Source organism: Bacillus sp. FSL R5-0397 (assembly GCF_038593395.1).
GTDB classification, from domain to species: domain Bacteria; phylum Bacillota; class Bacilli; order Bacillales; family Bacillaceae; genus Bacillus; species Bacillus altitudinis.
In genome coordinates, this window is sequence record NZ_CP151992.1 from 2,315,682 (window position 1) to 2,337,827 (window position 22,146).

Annotated in this window: 28 protein-coding genes; 8 read left to right on the forward strand and 20 right to left on the reverse strand. The window is 40.0% G+C overall.

The window, feature by feature from the left end; all coding sequences use genetic code 11:
* Window positions 1–109 precede the first annotated feature (109 nt).
* A complete protein-coding gene (locus NSQ70_RS11850) occupies window positions 110–664 on the reverse strand; it encodes a delta-aminolevulinic acid dehydratase (protein ID WP_159144931.1) in 555 nt (184 codons plus the stop codon).
* Window positions 618–1,220, reverse strand: a complete 603-nt coding sequence (locus NSQ70_RS11855; RefSeq protein WP_319078268.1) for a GNAT family N-acetyltransferase — start codon at window positions 1,218–1,220, stop codon at window positions 618–620. The genes NSQ70_RS11850 and NSQ70_RS11855 overlap by 47 nt, the downstream gene beginning before the upstream one ends.
* A 287-nt stretch (window positions 1,221–1,507) precedes the next feature.
* On the opposite strand from NSQ70_RS11855, the gene NSQ70_RS11860 reads away from it, so the two are divergent.
* From NSQ70_RS11860 to NSQ70_RS11880, 5 genes are all read left to right on the forward strand, one after another.
* Window positions 1,508–1,834, forward strand: a complete 327-nt coding sequence (locus NSQ70_RS11860) for an uberolysin/carnocyclin family circular bacteriocin (protein WP_017358050.1) — start codon at window positions 1,508–1,510, stop codon at window positions 1,832–1,834.
* A 299-nt stretch (window positions 1,835–2,133) separates the two neighbouring features.
* Complete coding sequence (locus NSQ70_RS11865) at window positions 2,134–3,672, forward strand: hypothetical protein (RefSeq protein ID WP_342502167.1); 1,539 nt, start codon at window positions 2,134–2,136, stop codon at window positions 3,670–3,672.
* 1 nt (window position 3,673) lies between these two features.
* A complete protein-coding gene (locus NSQ70_RS11870) occupies window positions 3,674–4,174 on the forward strand; it encodes a stage II sporulation protein M (protein ID WP_342502168.1) in 501 nt (166 codons plus the stop codon).
* Window positions 4,175–4,195: 21 nt separating this feature from the next.
* Window positions 4,196–4,741 (forward strand): hypothetical protein, encoded by a 546-nt coding sequence (locus tag NSQ70_RS11875; protein ID WP_045034088.1) that lies wholly within the window; start codon window positions 4,196–4,198, stop codon window positions 4,739–4,741.
* The gene (locus NSQ70_RS11880; RefSeq protein WP_144668578.1) at window positions 4,734–5,402 is read left to right on the forward strand and encodes an ABC transporter ATP-binding protein; all 669 of its coding nucleotides are present in this window, start codon (window positions 4,734–4,736) and stop codon (window positions 5,400–5,402) included. The genes NSQ70_RS11875 and NSQ70_RS11880 overlap by 8 nt, the downstream gene beginning before the upstream one ends.
* 52 nt (window positions 5,403–5,454) lie before the next feature.
* Here NSQ70_RS11880 and NSQ70_RS11885 read toward each other — a convergent pair whose 3' ends face one another.
* A complete protein-coding gene (locus NSQ70_RS11885; RefSeq protein ID WP_256688534.1) occupies window positions 5,455–5,748 on the reverse strand; it encodes a CotD family spore coat protein in 294 nt (97 codons plus the stop codon).
* Between the two features lie 184 nt (window positions 5,749–5,932).
* On the opposite strand from NSQ70_RS11885, the gene NSQ70_RS11890 reads away from it, so the two are divergent.
* Together NSQ70_RS11890 and NSQ70_RS11895 are read left to right on the forward strand one after the other, a co-directional pair.
* Entirely contained in the window at window positions 5,933–6,250 is a 318-nt protein-coding gene (locus tag NSQ70_RS11890; protein ID WP_024718781.1) for a hypothetical protein, read from the forward strand.
* A gap of 27 nt (window positions 6,251–6,277) precedes the next feature.
* On the forward strand, window positions 6,278–6,499 hold the full coding sequence (locus NSQ70_RS11895) for a hypothetical protein (RefSeq protein ID WP_224558471.1): 222 nt from the start codon (window positions 6,278–6,280) through the stop codon (window positions 6,497–6,499).
* 36 nt (window positions 6,500–6,535) lie between these two features.
* On the opposite strand, the gene NSQ70_RS11900 is transcribed toward NSQ70_RS11895, so the two are convergent.
* The 4 genes from NSQ70_RS11900 to NSQ70_RS11915 form a co-directional block, all read right to left on the reverse strand.
* Window positions 6,536–7,876 (reverse strand): sugar porter family MFS transporter, encoded by a 1,341-nt coding sequence (locus NSQ70_RS11900; RefSeq protein WP_007501378.1) that lies wholly within the window; start codon window positions 7,874–7,876, stop codon window positions 6,536–6,538.
* A gap of 84 nt (window positions 7,877–7,960) precedes the next feature.
* Window positions 7,961–9,382: an L-arabinose isomerase gene (araA, locus tag NSQ70_RS11905; RefSeq protein WP_342502169.1), complete on the reverse strand. Its 1,422-nt coding sequence runs from the start codon at window positions 9,380–9,382 to the stop codon at window positions 7,961–7,963.
* 17 nt (window positions 9,383–9,399) lie between these two features.
* Entirely contained in the window at window positions 9,400–10,104 is a 705-nt protein-coding gene (locus NSQ70_RS11910; protein WP_007501382.1) for an L-ribulose-5-phosphate 4-epimerase, read from the reverse strand.
* Window positions 10,098–11,723, reverse strand: coding sequence for an FGGY-family carbohydrate kinase (locus NSQ70_RS11915; protein ID WP_342502170.1), 1,626 nt, complete (start codon window positions 11,721–11,723; stop codon window positions 10,098–10,100). The genes NSQ70_RS11910 and NSQ70_RS11915 overlap by 7 nt, the downstream gene beginning before the upstream one ends.
* A 272-nt stretch (window positions 11,724–11,995) precedes the next feature.
* Between NSQ70_RS11915 and NSQ70_RS11920 the strand changes: the two genes are divergently transcribed.
* Window positions 11,996–13,108: a GntR family transcriptional regulator gene (locus NSQ70_RS11920; RefSeq protein WP_039167175.1), complete on the forward strand. Its 1,113-nt coding sequence runs from the start codon at window positions 11,996–11,998 to the stop codon at window positions 13,106–13,108.
* Between the two features lie 5 nt (window positions 13,109–13,113).
* Here the strand turns inward: NSQ70_RS11920 and NSQ70_RS11925 are convergent, their stop codons facing one another.
* The 13 genes from NSQ70_RS11925 to blaBPU all read right to left on the reverse strand — a co-directional run bounded on the left by NSQ70_RS11925 (window position 13,114) and on the right by blaBPU (window position 22,119).
* Window positions 13,114–14,127, reverse strand: a complete 1,014-nt coding sequence (locus tag NSQ70_RS11925; RefSeq protein WP_342502171.1) for a serine hydrolase — start codon at window positions 14,125–14,127, stop codon at window positions 13,114–13,116.
* A 10-nt stretch (window positions 14,128–14,137) separates the two neighbouring features.
* On the reverse strand, window positions 14,138–14,593 hold the full coding sequence (locus NSQ70_RS11930) for a MarR family transcriptional regulator (RefSeq protein ID WP_231101392.1): 456 nt from the start codon (window positions 14,591–14,593) through the stop codon (window positions 14,138–14,140).
* 94 nt (window positions 14,594–14,687) lie between these two features.
* Window positions 14,688–15,413 (reverse strand): DsbA family oxidoreductase, encoded by a 726-nt coding sequence (locus tag NSQ70_RS11935; RefSeq protein WP_342502172.1) that lies wholly within the window; start codon window positions 15,411–15,413, stop codon window positions 14,688–14,690.
* A 148-nt stretch (window positions 15,414–15,561) separates the two neighbouring features.
* A complete protein-coding gene (gene hxlB, locus NSQ70_RS11940; protein WP_041506847.1) occupies window positions 15,562–16,119 on the reverse strand; it encodes a 6-phospho-3-hexuloisomerase in 558 nt (185 codons plus the stop codon).
* On the reverse strand, window positions 16,116–16,748 hold the full coding sequence (gene hxlA, locus NSQ70_RS11945) for a 3-hexulose-6-phosphate synthase (RefSeq protein ID WP_024718772.1): 633 nt from the start codon (window positions 16,746–16,748) through the stop codon (window positions 16,116–16,118). The genes hxlB and hxlA overlap by 4 nt, the downstream gene beginning before the upstream one ends.
* 391 nt (window positions 16,749–17,139) lie before the next feature.
* The gene (locus tag NSQ70_RS11950; protein ID WP_029708013.1) at window positions 17,140–17,496 is read right to left on the reverse strand and encodes a winged helix-turn-helix transcriptional regulator; all 357 of its coding nucleotides are present in this window, start codon (window positions 17,494–17,496) and stop codon (window positions 17,140–17,142) included.
* Between the two features lie 71 nt (window positions 17,497–17,567).
* Complete coding sequence (locus NSQ70_RS11955; RefSeq protein ID WP_342502173.1) at window positions 17,568–18,434, reverse strand: alpha/beta hydrolase; 867 nt, start codon at window positions 18,432–18,434, stop codon at window positions 17,568–17,570.
* A 53-nt stretch (window positions 18,435–18,487) separates the two neighbouring features.
* A complete protein-coding gene (locus tag NSQ70_RS11960; RefSeq protein ID WP_251210965.1) occupies window positions 18,488–18,847 on the reverse strand; it encodes a hypothetical protein in 360 nt (119 codons plus the stop codon).
* A 35-nt stretch (window positions 18,848–18,882) separates the two neighbouring features.
* Window positions 18,883–19,230, reverse strand: coding sequence for a YxiJ family protein (locus NSQ70_RS11965; protein WP_212361350.1), 348 nt, complete (start codon window positions 19,228–19,230; stop codon window positions 18,883–18,885).
* A gap of 58 nt (window positions 19,231–19,288) precedes the next feature.
* Entirely contained in the window at window positions 19,289–19,687 is a 399-nt protein-coding gene (locus NSQ70_RS11970) for a hypothetical protein (protein WP_342502174.1), read from the reverse strand.
* 209 nt (window positions 19,688–19,896) lie between these two features.
* Complete coding sequence (locus tag NSQ70_RS11975) at window positions 19,897–20,496, reverse strand: hypothetical protein (protein WP_039167157.1); 600 nt, start codon at window positions 20,494–20,496, stop codon at window positions 19,897–19,899.
* Window positions 20,493–21,113, reverse strand: a complete 621-nt coding sequence (locus NSQ70_RS11980; RefSeq protein ID WP_342502175.1) for a hypothetical protein — start codon at window positions 21,111–21,113, stop codon at window positions 20,493–20,495. The genes NSQ70_RS11975 and NSQ70_RS11980 overlap by 4 nt, the downstream gene beginning before the upstream one ends.
* 217 nt (window positions 21,114–21,330) lie before the next feature.
* Window positions 21,331–22,119 (reverse strand): BPU family class D beta-lactamase, encoded by a 789-nt coding sequence (gene blaBPU, locus NSQ70_RS11985; RefSeq protein ID WP_342502176.1) that lies wholly within the window; start codon window positions 22,117–22,119, stop codon window positions 21,331–21,333.
* Window positions 22,120–22,146 lie beyond the last annotated feature (27 nt).

The following is a 22,146-nucleotide window of genomic DNA, read 5'->3' on the forward strand; positions in this document are numbered from 1 at the left end:
TGTAGGATAGACTTTTCGCAGCCCCTTTTTAGTTTGCAAAAAAACACATTTGTCACATTTTCGACATATTTTACGAGAGACATATAAAAAGGGCTTGATCGCTCAGCCCTTATTTTTGCATATACAGTTGGAATAACTTTGTTTCTTCATCAATAGAGCGTGCCTGGTCAAAAGCTGCTCTGACTGTTTTTGAGTTGTTCACCAGCTCATACAGCATGGTGAGAACAAAAATAAATGACGCATTTCCATCAATGTAGTCATCGGGCGCTGTATAGGATATCGCCCCTGTTTCTAAAAAAGCTTCTGCCACCTTTTTTTCACCTAGTGTACAGCCTGTACATATAATGTGGACTCCATTTAACGAAGCATACCGCTTTATGTCATCCGCACCAAAAGCAGCACCTCTCGGCTCACCCTCTTCGTATACATCTTCTCCTAACTCCGGCATGAGAAACGCTCCTTCTTCTCCGTGAAAGGATAAAATAATGAAATCCGTCTCGCCTCTATTCCTCCCGGATAATACATCAATCAGGTCATTCGGTCTGCCTATCCAATGCATATCGACTTTTGCGCCAAAGTTTTCAAGTGCTGCACGAAGCGCAAAGGATTCCAGCTCACTATTTGGTCCGGCTGCCAATGTGATGCGCATGACTGGCTGGCTCATTTATATCCCCTCCAAACGATGATAAACATAGCACCATTTTTTCCTCATCTACATAAGCACCATTTATTTTTAGTGCTTTTTCTTCTACCGCATACGACTTAAATCCAACAGACCTGTAAAGATGTTTGGCTGGGTCATTTGTTGTGACCACTGTTAAATATATTTGTTCGATGTCTTTTTTTTCGCGTGCAAAAGAAAGAACTTTTGTCAGGAGTGCCTTCCCCATTCCTTTTCCGCGTCCATTAGCCGTTACATACATCGCTGCCACATTGGCACGGTGCTTTAATTTCTGCAAGGTTTCTTGTATGAGTGTAACCGAGCCGAGCAGCTGACCTTGATGAAAGGCACCGAATGTCCACATAGATTGTGTAGAGGCAAAACGAGCCTTATATTTATTCTTCGTATCTAGCTTCTCTTCCTCGTAACTCATAGCAAAACTCTCTGGATTTAATCGGAGTGCTTCTAATCTCAAGTTCGCATATTCTTGAGCATCTTCTGGTGTTAACAATCGAATATTCAGAAAATCGCCTCCATCAGAATGAATTGATACTTCCAATTTTATCTTGAAAAGAGATTTTGATCAAAGAATATTGGTTCATTTACATATAGCACATTTCTTATAGACTTTTAGGCTCTCTTTCGTTTTTGTGAAAACAAGGTCATTTTGATCATGTTCACTCGATATTTCCTATCCAAAACGATTCTTTTCTCACTTATCTTTTCACTTTTTTTATATTAACCTATAACTAATTCATAAAAAAAAGAAAAAAAAGGATTGATATGAACAAAAACATATCATAAGATAGAATAGTAATAAAAAGACAAAAAAGGGAGGAATTTGATATGACAGAAACAAGAAATGAAATCAAACTACATGTTCTTTTTGGTGCTTTAGCAGTAGGATTCCTTATGCTAGCTCTTTTTTCCTTCTCGCTACAAGTACTGCCAGTTGCTGATCTAGCAAAAGAATTTGGTATTCCAGGCAGTGTTGCCGCTGTAGTTCTTAATGTGGTTGAAGCGGGTGGAGCTGTCACTACAATTGTCTCCATTTTAACTGCTGTAGGTTCAGGCGGTCTTTCTCTTATTGCTGCGGCTGGTAAAGAGACAATTCGTCAATACCTTAAAAACGAAATTAAGAAAAAAGGCCGTAAAGCCGTTATCGCTTGGTAATTTATTTAACGACTCAATAGAAGGAGACTCTGTTCTCCTTCTATTTAAATTTTAGTGCAGGTGAGAAGATGTTATATCCATTATTATCACTACTTCTATCCATTAGACTGGAGCAACAGTATTCTAATATCGCTCAGTTCGTTATACGAAAAATTCCATTTCTCAAGTCGTTTTCTTCAAAACAGTACATATTTTTTTCTTGTATTCTTGATATCATATTCGGATGCATGATTGTATTCGTGATTTCTTCATTTCTTTACTCCCCCGTCTATCAAATAGAATGGGAAAGTGCTTTTGTGATGTTTTTATTTTTATTTTCTATCGTCAAAGGAATTGAATCTTATAGAAGAACTCATCTTCTTCCTTTTAAAGAATTGATACAGCTAGCACCTGTTTCCTCCAGACAACTTTTTCAAACGCTTCTGTTTTCAGAATTGATTTGGCTTGTGTTTACGAGTTTGAGCACTTATTTGATCTATTTTTTATTCCAATATGATATTGTTCAAACACACGATCTGGCATTCTGGTTAAAACATGTCAATGTGATGCTGACAAGTATCTTCCTATTTATCATCAGCAATAAGATATTCGGTGCTTATATCTATAACATCGTCGTGAAAAAAATCGGGGCTATTCGTGTCCTCTTTTTTGCAAGCATCGCTTTGCTTTTTTTCTTATTCGGAAGGGTTCTCATATTAAACATCATTTTCCCTTTTTATCACACCTTCCAAAAACTATTTCAATCGATCTCATCGCTTGCAGAGGATTCGTTTTGGATCACTCTTTCCAACAAGCTGATCTCTTTATATCAACATGATCTTCAGCAAATGCATCATACTTTATTTTCAGATGGCTCGATTTTTCTACAATTTCAAGCTCTGTTCCATTCACCTATTACATTGATTGTTGTGCTATTAGGTAGTGCGCTTGTCATGAGAAGTCCTGTTCGATGGATTCCAACGGAAAAAGATCAAGACCAAAGCTCAAAGCATTTTCGGGATTTATTTTATTGGTACTTTCAAGTACTGCATAAAATTCAGGGTTCGCTGTTTAGACAAAATGTGTTGATTCAAAAAGACATCAAGCTGCTGAAAGAAAAAAGGTGGCTCTTATCTAAAGAATTTTTTAATTATATGTTCATGTCATATGAAGCCTTCTTTTATATTGGTGTTTTTACCGGATTGATCTCGATCATCGATCATCAAGCCTTGCAAATTCAGCTGCTATTCACACTCAATATTATGATACTAGCGAATCAATCTTATGAGATGAGAATGCTGACACCTTCTATTTTTGCTTTAAGTGCTGAAAAAAAGAACATTTGGCTTTACGAGCTTTCTCAAATATCTCTTTTGCAATTTTTCTTATCAAAAATCCAGTTATTTTATTGTTTATTTTCCATACCAGCGCTCTTTTTACTATTCATTAATCTATCTATTATGACTGTGTATCAACTGTTTCATGTTCAGATGCTCATTCAACTGGTGGTATTAGGGGTTGGCTTTTTCATTTTTCCTTTGATTCAGCTTTACTTGTTTCCATTCACAACGAAATTCAATTTTATTCATGAGCATGAAATAGGGACAACAAATGAGGAACTAGAGATCATCGATAAAGGTCAGGCATTTGCAAGAAACTTTCTTGTTCTGCCTTTTATGTACTATTTGATTTTGACCTCTTTTCTCCCTATATTGCAGCAATCCTCAGGGCTCGTAAACGTGCTGTTCGCTATATATTTTATGATCGTTTCAGTGATTTGCTGGATATTATGCCGCAAGACCATCTATAAAGGAATTGAGTATGTTGAAAAAAATAAGATATTTTCTATCGGAGAATAGATTGATTCTACGCCTCGGCTATCTTTACGCCGGTGTATTTATTGTAGCTTTGCTCATTGGAAGTCTCCTTCCTTATGATCAGATTCCTTATTTAAAAAAGGATGAAGACATGTTTTTTCTCTCTATTTTTTCAAACAATTTACAGGTTGGGCTTGCCATTCTAGGTATCGGGGCTTTTACTGGCGGCATTATGTCTGCTGGCATTCTTTTTTATAATGGCTATATCATTGGAAAACTCATTCAGTTTTTGATAGCTCAGCATGAAGTGCAGCAGTTATTCACTGGCCTCGTGCCACATGCTTTTGTTGAGGTTCTTGGTTTGATCCTCTTTTCAATCGTCAGTGCTTTTCCATTTATTTATCTTTACCGGTTTATGAAAGGTAAGGCCATTGATGTAAGAAAGCTGACTCGGACTGTGATTCAGTTAATCTTTGCCGCTGTAGTGCTCTTGTTGATTGCCTCTCTTTTAGAGGAATATGTCAGCCATGTACATCTATCTTAGAAGAAAGGAGAATGTGGTTCTATGGAGCTACTTCTACGCCCTAAGCAATTTTTCAACCAACATCAATCGACCAAAACTGTTATAGGCTTAGTCTTACTATCTTTATTTGTTTCAACTGTTTTTTTAACATTTTTCATTATTGATTTGTTAGTAGAGGAACCATTATCTGCGGGAAAACAATTAGCCAGCATTGTGTTTATCTTTTTACTGACAATCCCACTTTATTTCATATTGAATTTTCTCGGTACTGTCGTGACTTCAATTTATATGTACTTTTTTCATAAAACGTTTATTTTGCGCAAAATGTATTTTGTCATCTTGCTTTATAATGCGTTTCTTCTATTAGTGAATAGCGCAGCAATCTATTGTGTGATGGTACTCGATTTAGATCATTATTTTATCTTCATCCAAGCGGTTTCGTTTTTGATCAACTTGTACCTTTTACGCATCCTTTATGATGGGATCATTTATTATGCTAAAGGATCAAAAAAAGCCGCCCTTGCGACCGTCATCTTGTATATGCTGGTGACCACCGTTTTTGTTATTGGAGGATTTATCAATGGCTAGTTTGCAAGTGTCTCAGCTATCTTTTCGTTATGAAACAACTGAAGAAAGCTCTCCCCTCCTTGATCAAGTATCCTTTCATCTGAAAGAAGGTGATCGTGCTTGTATTATCGGAAAAAACGGCAGCGGTAAATCGACACTTTTAAAGATCATCGCAGGTCTGCTTCCTTCAGTATCCGAAACGGTATTACTCAACGAACAGCATCATCCTGGGTCAGCTCTTTATAAAGGGTTGGTCGCGTACATCCCAGATAAGCCTTTGGTTTATGATGCGCTGACTGGTATGGAGCATATGACTCTTATACAGTCGCTATGGAAAATGAATCAGTCAGAAAAAGAGGTATACAAAAAGACCTTTCTCTCGCTTTGTGATGCATTTGATTTAACTCATGCACTTAAGATGCCTGTCAAACAATATTCACTAGGTATGAGATATAAGCTTTTCTTTAATTGTATGGCGGCCAGATCACCAGAGCTAATCATTCTTGATGAACCTTTTACATCTCTTGATGAGGCATCTCAAATGCAGTCTATTTCTTTATTAAAAGAAGAATTCTCTGATCAATGTGTTTTATTTACAAGCCATCAGCGCTACCTTTATTCAGAATTAGGAAATCGTTTTTTCGAGCTTGATCACGGACAACTAAATGAAATAGAGCGTTAAACATACAAAAGACATCCCATCACAGGATGCCTCACTTCTTTTCACCATTAAACTACCACTTACAGCGTTTGACCGGGCGGCAGCAAGGATTCTTGATATCACTACCACAGTCATATTCTTCCACAATATACTCATTTCGAGTAGATTGCGTCACAGGGTAGTAGTTTTCAATTCTTTTGATGTTTTTATTGACGTTTGTGATATGAGTTGGATGAATTTTTCTAATCGTTTGTTCATTTGTTGTCGTGTTGACAATTTGACGTGTAGGGGATACAACCGTTTCAACTTCTCCATGATTCCCTCTGCGAGACCCAAAGAAAAAATTGTCTAATCGATTCCGGCTCATTCTCAACACCCCTTCAAGTTGTCTTTCACTTACACTCTATCGTATGTCAGAGGCACGATTAGTGATTAGATGCTTGTCTATTTTTGAAAAAATCCGCTTGTGATCTAGTAGTCTCTTTCTTTACAATAGGACAATTTTAACATATTATACAAATGATCTCTTGTGAAGGAAAGGACATTCATTGATGAAGACAAGACATAAACTTTTTTCATTTTTCATCCTGCTCGTCGTAGTTATCACCCTTCCCTTGCTGTCGCCTATGGTTTTTACAAATGCGACTGAAAGAGGAGCGATACGGCATGCCATTTATCAAGAAGGCTACCCTTACCAAAGCTATTTTGCTATTTTGCAAAAAAAGGACGATGTAGACCCTCAATATGGTCAGCTGTATGATGTGTATTGGCAGGCTTGGAAAAGCGAGACAGGAATGACACCTTCCGTCTGTTATTCAAAAAAGATAGAAGACCATGAATATAAGGTCAGCTGCGGAACTGCACCATAACATTTTTCAATAACTTTAAAATTAGAGGTGAACGATTTGATCAACACAACACAAACCATCGAACGAAACAAACTGGACATTGCACTTGAACTGACGCAATTGCATTTGAATCGATATGAAGCAAATCATCCTGATCAGCTGAGTGAAATTTATGCGAAATATTATGCGCTTCTTGAAGTGCTGGACGTATCCTCATCTGATCAATTAATGGATTTACTGCCAGATGAACTGAAACAAATACTTGATTAAAAAAGCCATCTATCCACACAGGATAGATGGTTTCCTTTAGACACGTGCAGCCATATCGGTTTCGATTTGCTCTAAGCTTCTTCCTTTTGTTTCGACTAATACAAAGCGCGTGAACAACAGGCCAATTAAGCAGATGACCCCAAATGAAGAGAAAATGACGCCAAAGCTGAATTGGTCAGCCAAGATAGGAAACACAAGGCCAACTGCTAATGATCCCGTCCAGTTAAAGGCAGAGGAAATGCCCGCTCCAATACCCCTGACAGAAAGTGGGAAAATTTCACCGATGATAATCCATGTGATCGGTGCCCATGAGAAGGCATAGCACAAAATAAAGCAGCAAAGTGAAATCAATGTGACCCAGTTTAATATGCCTTCACTCACTCCGAGCGCACCTAATGCCGCTGGTGCAAAGAAAGACAGGGCCATCCCCGTTCCCCCAACTGTGAGAATCGTTCGGCGGTCAAACCGGTCGACGAATTGTAAAAAAATCACGGTCGTCACAACAAATATGACACCAACAATGACGGTAAAACCTGCGGCAACTTGCGGAGCAAGACCTACATTTCTTGCGATACTCGTTGCATAATACACAATGGAGTTCGCCCCCTGTATTTGCTGGAGTGTCGCCATTCCGACCCCAATAAAGAGAGCCATTCGGAATTTCTTTTGAAATAATTCACGAATGCCTGAGCGTTCTTCTTTTGCCACTTCTAAAATTTCTTGCATTTCTGCTTCAATCTCTTCACGTGATGAACGAAGTGATCCTAATACTTCACGTGCCTTATGAGCCATTCCGTGTTTAATTAAATATCTTGGAGATTCAGGAAGTTTCAGCATGCCAATATAAAGCACGATCGCAAATAAAGCAGCACTTCCCAGCATCCAGCGCCAGCTGTCTGGAATTGGTTCAAACACAAATGCGACGATATAGCTAAGCAATAATCCACTCACAATCATCAGCTGATTCAGGCCGGACAATTTCCCGCGAATTTTGGCCGGAGCGATTTCAGACATGTAAGCAGGCACTAGCGATGAGGCTGTCCCTACAGCTGTTCCTAAGAAAATCCGGGCAATGGTTAATGAGATTTCTTCTGGTGCAATGGCTGAGCCAAGCGCACCGACAAAAAAGATAATCGATGACACCAAAATGAGCTTTCTGCGGCCAAACTTATCCCCCATCAGACCGCTTAAAATGGAACCAATGATCGCCCCGCCCATTAATGAAGAAACGACGATGCCAAGCCATAACGGGCTGAGCTGAAATTCTTCCTGAATGTGCCCTTCTGCCCCTGCGATAATACCAATATCATATCCAAATAAGATACCTGCAAAGGACCCGAAAAAGAAGATAAATTTACTTGATACTTTTTTCTCCAAGTGGATGACCCCCCTCACTTAATAAACCGCTTTCATTTTTCCCTGCCATTCTACCATTCACAGTAGAATGCATTTCACCCTTCTTTATAAAACCACATATTCTGCATTCACAAGCTTTGCAAAATGAACAATTTGATCAACCGTTAAATTGAGAGATACGACTGTATGATGACCTCCGCCGTGCTTAATCCATGCTTTGATGCCATCTTGAAAGTTCGGTTTGATTTTCCAGAGGACTCGTGCCACCGGTAAATGAGGTGCTGCTTCCTGCGGCTCAAAGGCTTCCACTTCTTGAATCAACCATTTGAAATGTGTTCCAAAATCAGCAATGGAGACAACAACGCCCTCGCCTGCTTTTCCATCAAACACAAGACGTGCTGGGTCTTCCCGGTTTCCAATGCCTAGCGGAGACACGACAATGACAGGTTTTGTATGTGCAAGCGCTGGATCTACTTCTAGCATATGAGATTGCAGCACTGCTTCCTGACCAGCAGTCATTTCATATGTGTAATCTTCCATAAAACCAGTCGATTGATGATGGCTCATCACCTTTAATAAACGATCCAGTGCGGCGGTTTTCCAATCCCCTTCACCTGCAAAGCCATACCCCTTTGCCATGAGGCGCTGAACGGCTAAACCCGGAAGCTGCTTCATGCCATGTAAATCTTCAAAGTTTGTCGTAAAGGCATTGTAGCCGCCTTCATCTAAAAAACGTTTGATGGCAATTTCATATCGTGCCTGCACTTTCACACTTTGTTCCCATTCTTCTGCCGAATAGCTCCCATAATCCACGTCATATAACGTTAAGTACTCAGCAAACAGAGCATCAACTTCTGCTTCTTCCACAGCATTTACATAGTTCACAAGATCGCCAATTCCAAAGTAATCAACGGTCCATCCCAGCTGGATCTGCGCTTCAATTTTATCTCCTTCTGTCACCGCAACGTGGCGCATATTGTCACCAAACCGAGCCACTTTAATGTGGAAGCTCTCATGATAGGCAGCCGCAACGTCCATCCAATCAGCGATTTGCTGCTTCACCTCCCGCTTCGACCAATGACCTGCAACGATTTGGTTTTGCTTATTTAAACGTGCATTGATATAACCGTACTCTCTGTCTCCATGTGCCGATTGATGGAGATTCATATAGTTCATATCAATCGTGTCCCACGGAATGTTTTCATAGTATTGCGTGACGAGATGCAAAAGAGGCTTTTGCAAAAGAGACGTACCACGTATCCACATTTTTGCTGGAGAAAACGTATGCATCCAAGTCATCACACCGATGACCTCATCACGATAGTTGACCTCTTTCATCAGCTGTGTGATTTGATCCGCATTGACCGCCAGTTCCTGCAGAATAATTGGATAAGGCAGCAAACCGCTCTCATTTAAGGCATCTGTTATCTTTTGCGCATCTGCCTTCACTTGCTTCAGTGCCTCGTCCCCATATAAGTGCTGTGACCCGACGACAAACCAACATTCTTTCTTCTGACTTGTTAACATAGAAATCCCTCTTTTCTTTATCTTGAAGGTTTTTGTCCGTAATACGCATGTGTTCCATGTTTTCTTAAATAATGTTTATCTAAAATCACCTGCGGAAGAGGCTCCGCATATTCGTTCAATTGCTTTGCAAACAGGTTCATTTTCGCTACTTCATCTAAAATGACACTGTTCGTTACCGCACTTTTTGCATCTTTTCCCCACGTAAAGGGACCATGACCTTGTAGCAAAATACCAGGAACCGCCATGACATCTATTTGTCTTTTCTCAAACGTTTCAATGATCAGGTGTCCTGTTTCCACCTCATACCCGCGATTCACCTCTTCTTCTGTGAGAAATCGAGCGCACGGAACAGGTCCGTAAAATGTATCTGCATGTGTTGTGCCCATTGCTGGTAAATCAAGTCCAGCTTGCGCCCATACCGTTGCCCACATTGAATGGCTATGTGAAATGCCGCCAATTTCCTCAAAGTGTTTGTAAAGAACAGCATGTGTGGCAGTATCGGAAGAAGGATTGAATTCTCCCTCGACCACTTGACCGTCAAAATCGACCACGACCATGTCTTTTGCTGATAATTTGTCATACGCTATGCCGCTTGGCTTAATGACAAACAGTCCACTGTCACGATCGCACGCACTGACATTGCCCCATGTAAATTTCACAAGTCCGTACTTTGGTAGATCTAGATTTGCTTGAAACACTTCTTCTTTTAACCGCTCTAACATACAGGTGCCGCTCCTTTCTGTGGCGTCAAATGTTCTACTGCCGCTTTTTCTATCGGGAGTCCTTCTTGATAGCGCTTTATAAATTCCTCAAAACCTTTAACATCCAGTGGATCAGGATCAATAAGCTCTTCTAATGTATGGGCAAATACTTGATGCTTGAGAAAATGGCTCAGTGTTTGCTGCTGGTGATTGATCATATATGAAGCAAGGACCGCCATCCCAAACGCACCGCCTTCTCCCGCCGTTGATACGACGGATACAGGTGTCCCGAGTGCAGCAGCGACCATTTTTTGCCCAACTATCGGTGTTTTAAATAAACCGCCATGTCCTAGTAAGCGATCAATCTTGACTTGTTCATGTGCTTTTAACCGATCCATCCCGATTTTCATTGCGCCAAATGCAGAGAAGAGATGCGTCCGAATGAAATTAGCAAGGGTAAACCGGCTTTGAGGAGATCTAACAAAAAGGGGTCTTCCTTCTTTTAGTCTCGTAATATTTTCACCAGAATAATAGCCATAGCTTAAAAGCCCGCCCCCATCACGATCTGCTTCTAAAGCCTGATTCAATAGGGTTTCGTACAATCTTTCTGTTTCAACTGGCTGACCCATTGCTTCAAACGCTTCTCTGAATAGATTCATCCAAGCGTTGAGGTCACTTGTACAATTGTTGGCATGAACCATCGCGACTGGCAGGCCATCTGGTGTCGTGACAAGGTCCACTTCTGGGTACACACCTTTTAGATGTTGCTCTAACACAATCATGGCAAATACAGATGTCCCAACTGAAATATTCCCAGTTCTCTTTTCCACACTGTTTGTTGCGACCATCCCTGTTCCTGCATCACCCTCTGGCGGGCAAAAAGGGATACCTGGCTGCAACTGTTTGCCTTGGTCTAAAATCGCTGCTCCAGCTGCTGTTAACACACCAGCTTCTTCGCCTGCTAAATAGATGCGCGGCAAAAGATGACGAAGCTTCCACGGGTAGCCTTTTTCTGCAATCAATGCTTCAAATTGATGAAGCATCACTTCGTTGTAATCCTTCGTTTTTTCATCAATGGGGAACATTCCCGACGCATCGCCAATTCCGATGGCCTGCTTCCCTGTTAACAGCCAGTGAATGTAGCCGGACAAAGTGGTCACATACTCTAACCGAAACAGATGTTTTTCCTCTCCTAGTATCGCTTGGTATAAGTGAGCGATACTCCATCTTTCTGGAATATGAAATTGGAATACATCTGTTAGCTTTTGACTCGCCTCGGTCGTTGTTCCATTCCGCCACGTTCGAAACGGGACGAGGAGCTCTCCTGTATGATGACAGGCGACGTAGCCATGCATCATCGCAGATATCCCGATGGAGCCAATGGTTTGAATCGTCACCCCATACAATTGTGTAGCCTGTTCTTTCATCTGACGGTACGCCACTTGAAGACCTGTAATGATCTCAATTAAGTTGTACGTCCATATTCCTTCTTGAAGAGAACTTTCCCATTCAAATGCACCTTGCGCAATTGGCTGAAACTCTTCATCTATTAAAATGGCTTTAATTCGTGTCGAACCAAATTCAATGCCCAAAGATGTCCTGCCTTCTCTAATGGCTTTGGCCGTCTCTTCACGATTCATTTTGTTCACCCCCATGATGACAACGGTTTCAAATATCTATTTCGTTTGATCCATCTTTACCTGTGCACAAAAACAATATAATATTTGTCCGTACATATGTCAATAATAAATATAGTTGTACATACATAATCAGACAAAATCTTTTATATTCTCTAAGGATTAGACGGTAGACACTGCAAGCGCCTGTTTTTGATTAAGCAACCATGTTAAAATATGTCCATACAAGTTCTTCTCAATCCGAGTAGAGGATCAACTGTGAAAGAAGTGAAACGATGAAAAAGAAGTACCAGATCATTATGGATGATATAAAAAGCAAAATACTGACAGGGGATTACCGGATCGGGGAGCGTATTCCAACCGAATCAAGCTTACAAGAGATGTATCAAGTAAGCCGGCATACGGTGCGAAAAGCCATCTTGGAATTATCAAGTGAAGGTTTTTTACGAAGCGAAAAAGGCTCGGGCACATTTGTCACCAATCAATATCAAACAAAACCTGCTGGACATGCTCATATGAAAACGATTGGCGTCATCACCACATACATATCCGATTACATTTTTCCGTCGATCATTCGGGGCATCGAAAGCCGATTAAATGAAGAGAACTATTCTTTGTTACTGGCGAGTACAAATAACGATGTGGAGCAGGAGAAAAAAGCGCTTGAAATGATGCTGTCCTTTGGTGTGGACGGATTAATTGTCGAACCGACAAAAAGCAATTTATATAATCCAAACATTTCGTACTACCTATCCTTTAAAGAGCAGGATGTCCCGCTTATTATGATCAATGCCTACTATGAGCAGTTAGAGGTTCCCTTCCTTTGTTTGGATGATGTGAAGTCCAGCTATTTAGCGACAAAGGAGCTGATCACCTCTGGACATCAGCACATTGGACTGATTTCAAAAACAGATGATTTACAAGGAAAATATCGAATGAAAGGCTATATTCAGGCACTCGGTGAAGCAAAGCTCAATTTCCTACCAGAGCATGTCCTTTTTTTCGATACAGAATCGAAGCAGTATTTAGGGGATCATATCAAAACCTTTTTACAAGCACACCAGCATGAGCTGACCGCCCTTGTTTGCTATAACGATGAAGTCGGGTTAGAAGTAGCAAATGTATGTAGTGAAATGGGTTTATCTATTCCAGATGATCTTTCCATTATTGGACAGGATAACTCGTATATTGCCCAAAAAAATGCCCATGTGAAACTGACAACGCTGACACACCCTCAAGAGCAAATGGGACGAGATGCGGCAGACTGGATGATTAAAAAAGTACAAGGGAAAAAGAATCTTCCTGATCAAACATTTTATGAGCCTGAACTCGTTCCTGGTGAAACGATTAAAGCGCTGAACGCAAGAAAAAATGAGCCCTCTTCATAGGAGGCTCATTTGGCTTTAGGCTCTTGTTCTAGCATATTCATCACGTCATAAGCAATTCGGTCGGGAGAATCTTGCGTGATACGATTGCGATAGTTAGACAAGACGACCACTCCTGTTTTTTGCGGGCGGAAGCCCATGAAGCTGGAGAAACCAGAAGTTGCACCATTATGGCAAATCAATCCCGTATCATCTATGACCCACCCGAGTCCCATTGACATGTTTTTCCCTATCTTTACCTTTGGCTCGTGGGTCATTTTCCATGGAGAAGCGACGTCTGCACTCATATGTGCAGAGAGAAATGAAAGCAAATCAGTGATCGTCGAACGAATCGCACCAGCCCCTTGATAGTCATGCATCTGAAGCGGAGGAACCTCTTTTCCATTCTCTTGATGACCGAGGATCATCTTCTCTTGGACATCCTCCTTGATCGTAATCAAGGTGTTCGATAGTTTCAGCTCATCCACGATATATTCAGTCAGCAGCTCTTCATATGTTTTGTGAAGAGACCATCCCATGATCAACCCGAGGAGTCCCATCCCTACATTGGAGTAACGAGATGGGTATTCCTTTCGCTCATTCCATTTTTTCAAGTGTAACAGTTTCATTAATTCATCAAGAGAGTATTGACAGTACATATCTCTTCTCACTTTTGGAAGGAACCTTAGTTGTAAATCTCTGAGAAAACGATGTGAAGGAAGTCCAGACGTATGGGTTGCCAGCTGTTCCAATTGGATGGGGTGATTCTTTCTTATTTCGGGACAATACAGTGAAATGGAATCGTCTAGCTTCATCTGCCCTTTTTGAATCATGCTTGCCAATATACTTGTCGTAAAGACTTTTGAAATAGAGCCGATTTCAAAAATGACCTCCTCAGGCTGCATGCGCTGCTGTATGGGGTGATCTCCGAAATGAAAAACGTGTCTTTCTCCTTGATGAATCAGGCCGATCACGAGCAGTGCCTGTTTCTTTTTTTCCGTATAAGAAGAGGCAATTCGCTGTACTTCTTGTTTGAGCATCATCAATGGATCATCATCCTTCCCCTTCATTTTGATCTACAATCAATTGATCAAGCTTTGTATAAATGGATGTCAATGTGTTGATCTCTTCGAGGCTTAATTTTGAATAGTATTTTTCAATGATCGCAAGTTCTATCTTTCTCATATTCTCCAAGTACGTCTTTGCCTTTTCAGAAAGTTCAACGTGCAATTCCCGACGATTTTGCGGGTTGATGGTGCGGCGAACCCATTCTTTTTTTTCAAGCGTGTTTAACAACTGGCTCACAGCACTTTGGGTGATGCCTAGTTGCTGAGCAATTTGAATAGGTGAGCTTCCCCCTTTTCGCTCTACGAAATCAAGGACAATATGCTGCTTATCAGTTAACTCATCTACAAATAACTCTTCAAACTCTAATCGGAGCTTTTGATGGATGCGCGCTTCGATTTGGTTTAATTCTTGGATCATCGTTGTTTTGGATGTCACTGTCATCACCTTCATAATTAAGATTACTTAAGTATAAAGGTATATTAATTATTAATCAACAAAAATCCCTATCTTTTATCAAAGATAGGGAAAATGCCGATTATACTTCTTCTTTAGGTGAAGGTACTGCACATACGCCATCTGCACATGCTTCTTCAAATGAAGCATCAGCCGCTTTCTCTGTTTGTGCTGCCTCTTCTGTCCAAGCCGTTTCAAGTGCACGAAGGAACGTATCTGCTGGCTGTGCACCAGCAACCGAATATTGATCATTGATCAAGAAAAAAGGCACAGCAGAAATCCCGAGCTGTCTTGCTTCTTTTTCGTCTTCTCGTACATCGTCTGCAAATTCTTGCCCGTCTAGAGCCTTTTGTACTTCGTTCTGATCAAGACCTGCTTTTTCTGCAATATCTAAAAGGGTTTGACGATCACCTACATGCTTTCCATCTGTAAAATACGCTTGAAACAGCTCACCCATGACGAGATCGCCTTTTCCCATTTTTCCAGCATATTGTGCGAGCTGGTGGGCATCAAAGGTGTTTGTCAAAACGAGTGGATCGAATTGAAAATCGATTCCTTTCTCCTTGCCCGCCTGTTTCACCTGTTCATTCATTGCGATGGCCCGGCTACGGCTCATGCCATATTTTTTGACAAGCATATCATGCACATCATAATCCACTGCAACAGGTGCATTCGGATCAAGTTCAAAGCTTTTAAACTCTACTTCTACCTGTTCTTTATGAGGGAATTGCTCAAGCGCTGTTTGCAACTGTTTTTTTCCTATATAACAAAAAGGACAGGCGATATCTGACCATATTTGCACTTTCATCTTCATCTTCCTTCCGTTGCTTACGTTTTTTCTTTCAAGATGTAACTATTATAGTTACATCTTATCCTTTATGTCAAGTGATCCTTCTTTTTAAGTACCATGTATTAAAAAAACCTTTCCTTCAAAAAAGGAAAGGTTTTCATCACGGCTATTCTAAGTTCGCATGGTGACCGTACATTTTATGGGTGTCAAGCTCTTTCATTTCCATCAATCTCAAGATGACCGCATCGTACATAAGAAGCAAAGTTTGCTCAAATAATGAGCCCATCGGCTGAATCGTATGATGGTTTCCTTCATGTTGATCCTTTGGCGCACCTGACAGTAAGATGACTTCATCCGATAGATCAGCTATAGGTGACTCAGCTGAAAGTGTGAACGACGCCACGCTTCCGCCAATCGCCCTTGCCTTTTTGGCGAGCACAAGCAGCGTCTCTGTTCGGCCAGAACCGCTCCCTACAATCAATAAATCCTCAGATGTAAAAGCAGGCGTATTCGTTTCACCGATCACATAAGCTTCGACACCAATATGCGTGAGTCTCATCGCAAACGATTTCCCCATCAAACCAGACCTGCCAGCCCCTGCGACGAAGACCTTTCGAGCCGCTAAAATGCTTTTGACAAGCTGCTCTGCTTGTTCGTCTTGAATCGCGGGCGAGTGCTCAGAAAGCTCGCTTAGAATCGCTCTCACATAGTCACTTGTTTTCATGATTGTGCAATCAACTGCTTCATTTGCGCAGCCACTTCTGCTTTATTGTCTTGGCTCGCAATACCGCCGCCGACAATAATCAAATCAGGGTTTAATTTGACGACTTCAGGCAATGTATCAAGCTTAATACCGCCTGCAATCGCTGTTTTCGCCTGTTTGACCACTTGTTTAATGGTCATGAGATCAGCAAATGAGTTTTGACCAACCGCTTGCAAGTCATAGCCTGTGTGCACACAAATATAATCTACCCCAAGCTCATCCAGCTCTTTCGCACGGCCGGCGATATCTTTGATACCAATCATATCGACTAAAATTTGTTTCCCTCTTGCTTTTGCTTCTTTCACCGCTCCTTGGATAGACATATCTTCCGCTGCCGCAAGAATGGTGACGATATCCGCTCCAGCTTCAGATGCCTGCTGCACTTCATAACCGGCAGCATCCATAATTTTGAGATCCGCCAGCACACGTAAATTCGGAAACGCCTGTTTAACTTCTTTTACAGCACGAAGTCCTTCGTTGATCACAACAGGTGTCCCAATTTCCACCACATCAATAGACGCTTCTACTTCTTTGATCAGCTCGATCGCTTCTGGTATATTCACTAAATCTAACGCTAATTGTAATTTCATCTACATTCACTCCTGTTCATTTATTTCACCTTCAAGAGCTCCGCGGATGGTGCATCTTGAATGCATGAAACGAGTATAACAACAGGAATGGCACAATCCTAGTACGCACTTTTTTTTTACATACTATACTTTTTCGCATATGGGCACAAAAAAGTTACTGTCTTTCGACCAGTATCTCAGCGTGTAGACAAACCCTCGCATTCGGTATCAGTCCTGCGTGCTGGTGCTCACGAATGTGACATTCGCTCCGCGCCAGTACTCGTCCTTCCTAGGGCTGCAAAGGTTTTCTATCACGCTGAAAGGAAGACAAAGGGCTAAAATCAATTCATTTTAGCCCTTTGTCAACAATCTGAGATACTGTCTCTCGTTCAGTATCTATTTGTAGGTATTTCTATTTATCGTCCTTTAAAAAATTGCTGTCGAGATATTGTTTGCCCCAATCATACATCGCCTCTAAAATTGGCATTAAGCTTTCTCCGAGTTCTGTGAGAGAATACTCAACCTTTGGCGGAACGACAGGATAAACCTCCCGGTGCACAATGTGATCTTCCTCTAATTCTCTTAGCTGATTGACAAGCATTCTTTGCGTAATCCCAGGCATTAACGACTTTAACTCACCAAACCGTTTTGTCCCTTCTCTGCCAAGGTGCCATAAGATCAACATTTTCCACTTACCGCCGATAATATTCAGCGTCAGCTCTTTTTCGCAATTGAACACTTTATTTTCCATACGTGATGACAACAACATACACTCCTTTAATTTCAAACCACTTTATCATATACTTCGGCAAAATGGATTGCCCTAGCATACAGTCTTTGTTATTGATTTTGTTTTTTGACGAAAGCCATCACAGCCTTTGTCATCTCTTGCGCTTCTTTTGGCGCTCTGTCAGATCCAAACCATTTATTTAAATCACTGTGGCTCAGCGAATGAACCCGAAAAACAAACCGTGAACCTTGATCATGGTTCAGTTTTTCTGCAAATCGGTACACGTCAGGATTATCCCAGCCTGTGACCAAATAAACAGGCGTTACATTCGTTTGATTCATATAAGTGACCGGTGATGCCTTTGTCCAGTTCTTCTCCTGTTTGCCAAACACTTTTTTATACGAGGGAATGGCTTGTATAAATTGATTGATGTTTAACGGCCCATCTAAAATCACGATAGAATTGATCGTTTTTGGCGACAGCCCCACACGTTTTAAGTAAGTCGAATCTGTAGCAACCAATGCTGTCAAATGACCACCCGCTGAGTGACCCATGACATTGATTTTTGACGAATCGATTTGATATTCATCTGCATGATCCTTGACCCATTTAATAGCGCTTGCCGTATCATCTGCCATCTGCTCATAATTGGCATAAGGGTGAAGCCTGTAATTCATTGAAACAAACACATACCCTTGACCCGTAAAATAATCAGCCTTTGAAGCGACTCTATTCTTATCGCCGCCTGTCCAGCCGCCGCCATGGAGATAGATCATGACTGGATGCTTCTTCTTGTCTTCATCTTTTCCCTTTGGCATATACATATCGAGTGTTTGCTGTTTATTTTGTGTGTCTGCATAATGGATGTTCGTCGTCGGCTTAGGCTGGTTGAAACGGAACACAAAGAATGCGCATACCAATAAGCCAGCGATGACCGCCGCAAATAAGAGCCATTTCATGATTCGATTCAATGTCATTGCACCTTTCTGTGTTGGGATGGGGAAGGATGATTCGCACATATGTAGAGCGACTAGCCCGATTCATTTGATACGACTTGTATGACTTGAACCGTTTGACAGTAAAAAGAAAAATACTGTTCTTCATAATCTTCGACAAAGTAATTCAAATATTCCCAGAATCTATCCAAAAGTTGAATGTTCAAAAAAAGATAGGAATCGTTTGTTAACTCCAAATCTTTGATTTGAACAGAAGAGACGTTGGTAAATTTCAGATGAATGTCTGCTTGCAGATTCGGGGAATCATATGGGATGTGTATTACAATACAGTTGATCAAGTCGTAATGTTCATTATACTCTTTAAAGTAGTGAAATTCATTGATTTGCTTTAGATGCTTGATATTGAAATCGGGATTTGTTTCTGGATTTTTCATCTAAAAAACCATTTCATCGTTTGTCCTCCAGAAGGTTATTGTATCAGTGCAATGATTCGTTTTCTTGTTTCTTCATGATATTGAACATAGGAATGCAATAAAGGATACGATTCAAGGATCTGTTGATATGTTTTGATTTGAGGATATTGCTCTTCAAATGACTGACGCAGCACGTTTAACTGTTTTTTCGGTATTCGTTTATGATCGATCACAAGACTTAAACTGCCTGCAACAAGTGAAAAAAACATATAAAAATCATCTGAGGATATCCCAGTTTCTTCTTCAAAAGAGATGATATCATCTGGATAAGCAGAATCTAATAAGTATTGATAACGTTGTTTTACATCATCGAATAAACCTTGTTTATCACGGCTGATTCTCATGGATTTTCCCCAATCTCTCATTGTTTTTAATTCTTATTTAGACGCTAATGAGATCTTCCTATACACTGCAAATAAATTCTTGTGAATCGAAACATACGTTTTTCGATTCTATTGCGAGTAACATCCCATTGATGTTAAATAGAAAATTTGCATTTGAATCAAATTCTTCAAGAAGTACATTTTTAAGGTTCCCTATCCCATTAGGATGGTAACTACATTCAAAAATTTGCCAATTCATCTCTTCTTGTATCAATTCTTCAAATCTATCATTACCTTCACCCCCATTATAATAAAGACTCGCCACATTCATAAATCGCAATTCATGTTGAGTAACTTTATTTAATTCTGATACTTTTAAGCTCAGTACTAATTCTTTATGAAACAAATCAAATGTGACTCCGAGTACATTACAACCCCCATCTAGATAATCGATCCATTTTTCTACACTACTAAACAACTCATTCACTCTCTAACGTATTCTCTTGTTTTTTGATAATGAATCCTATTCTGTCACAGGGTTTGTAAATATTCTTCAAATGAAATAAAGTCCACCTTTTTACAGATTCATTTAAAATTTTCTACTTTCCTGTAATAGTAACCTCTGTTTAAATGAAAGGAACCTAATATTTGAATACACAGAACAATGTAGATCGTGAAATTTACCATCTAATTTTTATAGTTTCTAAAGAGTTTATTTTTAAAATCATCAGGAAGTTTTTGATTCGGAAATACAACTGAAACCCAACCTAATACAACCTCATCTAAAGGTCTCCACGTTTTCAACATATGATTGTCCTTGATTTCAATTTTATGAGTTGCTAATACTCCGATTTCATAATCTCTTTCTCCATAAATCATCCATTTCGCAGAAGGAGACACCCATAAGATGCGAGATGCAGTATTCATGATGCTGTCATTCAAACTCTGCTGCGGGTAATCCGCTAAAATATCAAGGTAATCACTAGATGAGATATGTAACGGTATTTTCACCCAAGGATAATAACCAAAATCCTGATAAAAATGATCCATACTTTTCTGATCTTCTAATACAGCCATAAATATATTGTCGTCACCATGAATCAAAGCCACATGCTTTAACATATCCCAGCTGTCATCAGATAATAACCAATGAAATTCTTCAAATAAATAATCATGCTGTCCTGTTTTAAACACTTGTTCAGGGAATGTTTTTTTACAATGAACTAGCGAATGAATAAATGATAAATAATGTTCAAATTCTTTCGGATTAGTGATAAACAATTTTATGCCCCTTTTGAAGAATAATGAGTTGCAAATTGAGTGACATAATCATTGACTTTCTTTTTGTCATTTAATAATAGCTCTAACCAATCTGTTAAGCTAGGATGATCTAATGGTTTCCATCCTTCTTCTAAGAATGTCTTTGGTGCTTTTTTAGATGCCAAACCTAATATACAAATTTCCAGTTCTCTATCTCCCCAAATTGCCCACTCCAAAGAATGAGATAACCAAACAACGATATTTGAGTTAGTGATAATAGCATCAGCTATGGAGCTTTCTGGACTGGTCCATAAGGCATTTACATAGTCATCACCAGAAATGTCAACACTCGTCCTCAGCCAATTATAATAACCAAATTCCTTCATATAGTATTCTACTGGATCTGGCTTAAGGACCGCCGTTAAAAAGTCCTTATCTTGTGTTAAAACTGATAGCTTTTTTATTGTTGTTAAAACCTCATCACTCAATGCCCAATCAAACTCTTGAAACAAAAAACAATCAAAATTCTTTTGGAATACTTGTTGTGGCAGATGTTCATTTTGATAAAACACATTCTCGACTAAAGACTGATAGGATCTGAATTCATTTTCTGAATGCATAAATAAGTGTTCAAGCCGCTTCAAATCTTTGCTCCTCTCTTTTCACCTTTTAAGACGATCTAGTAGTTTATTTAATTCTTTCTCTGTTTCTTACAGTTTTTAAATAATAGAAACTTCTTTTCTCGTCATTATCCCATTTAAGATATTTAGACAATTATGTCGTTTATATGACATATCCAAACGAATCCATATATCATCATTTTATCAAATAGTCTCCATTTCTACTCATAAAAAAAGCATCCTAAACGGATGCTTCTACCAAATGATATTTTTTCAAAATACGATAGGTGATTTCTTTTGCTTCTAGTCCGGTGCCTTCTATATTTGTGGTGAAGATGTAGGTTTTGTTTTCATGTTTGATGAAGCCTGCGTACCAGCCGATGCCTGATCCGGAGCCTGTTTTTCCGTATAGCGTGGCGTGTTTCTCTTCTTCTTGTATCATCATTCGTTTGACGGTTCTCATAACAGATAGGTCAAATGGGAGACTTTCTTCATATAGCTGTTTAAGGAAATGGACTTGTTCTACTGGAGAAATGCGCAACGTACTGCTTAGCCAAAACTGATCAATTCCGCCAGATATGTCTTGATTCCCATAATGAATGGCTTTTATCCAATGGCCCATGCGTTCTTCCCCGATGTCACGTGCCATGGCTTGATAATACCAGACGACTGAATCTCTCATACCAGAGCCCAGTGTATGGTCCTTATTCCAGTTATCAATCTCTCTTTTTACTCCGTCCCAATATTTGATGTCGTATTCATCTTTAACTGCGCCAGTTTGAAGTCCGATTAAGGCATTTGCAATTTTAAACGTTGATTGTGGTGCAAAGCGCTTGTTCGCTCTTTTTTTGTTATACACCCATGGTGATTTTTCTTTTACTTCTTGAATCACAAATGTGCCTTCCCGCTCTTTCATGAATTCATCGACGGACCATTTTGGAGATGTTCCTTCACTTGATGCAGGCTTGCTCATACAAAGTGCTGCAAGCATCACGCCAGCAATCAGCCATTTCATCTTCTTTTTTTGCAAACAATCACCCTCTTTGCTCATGATTGC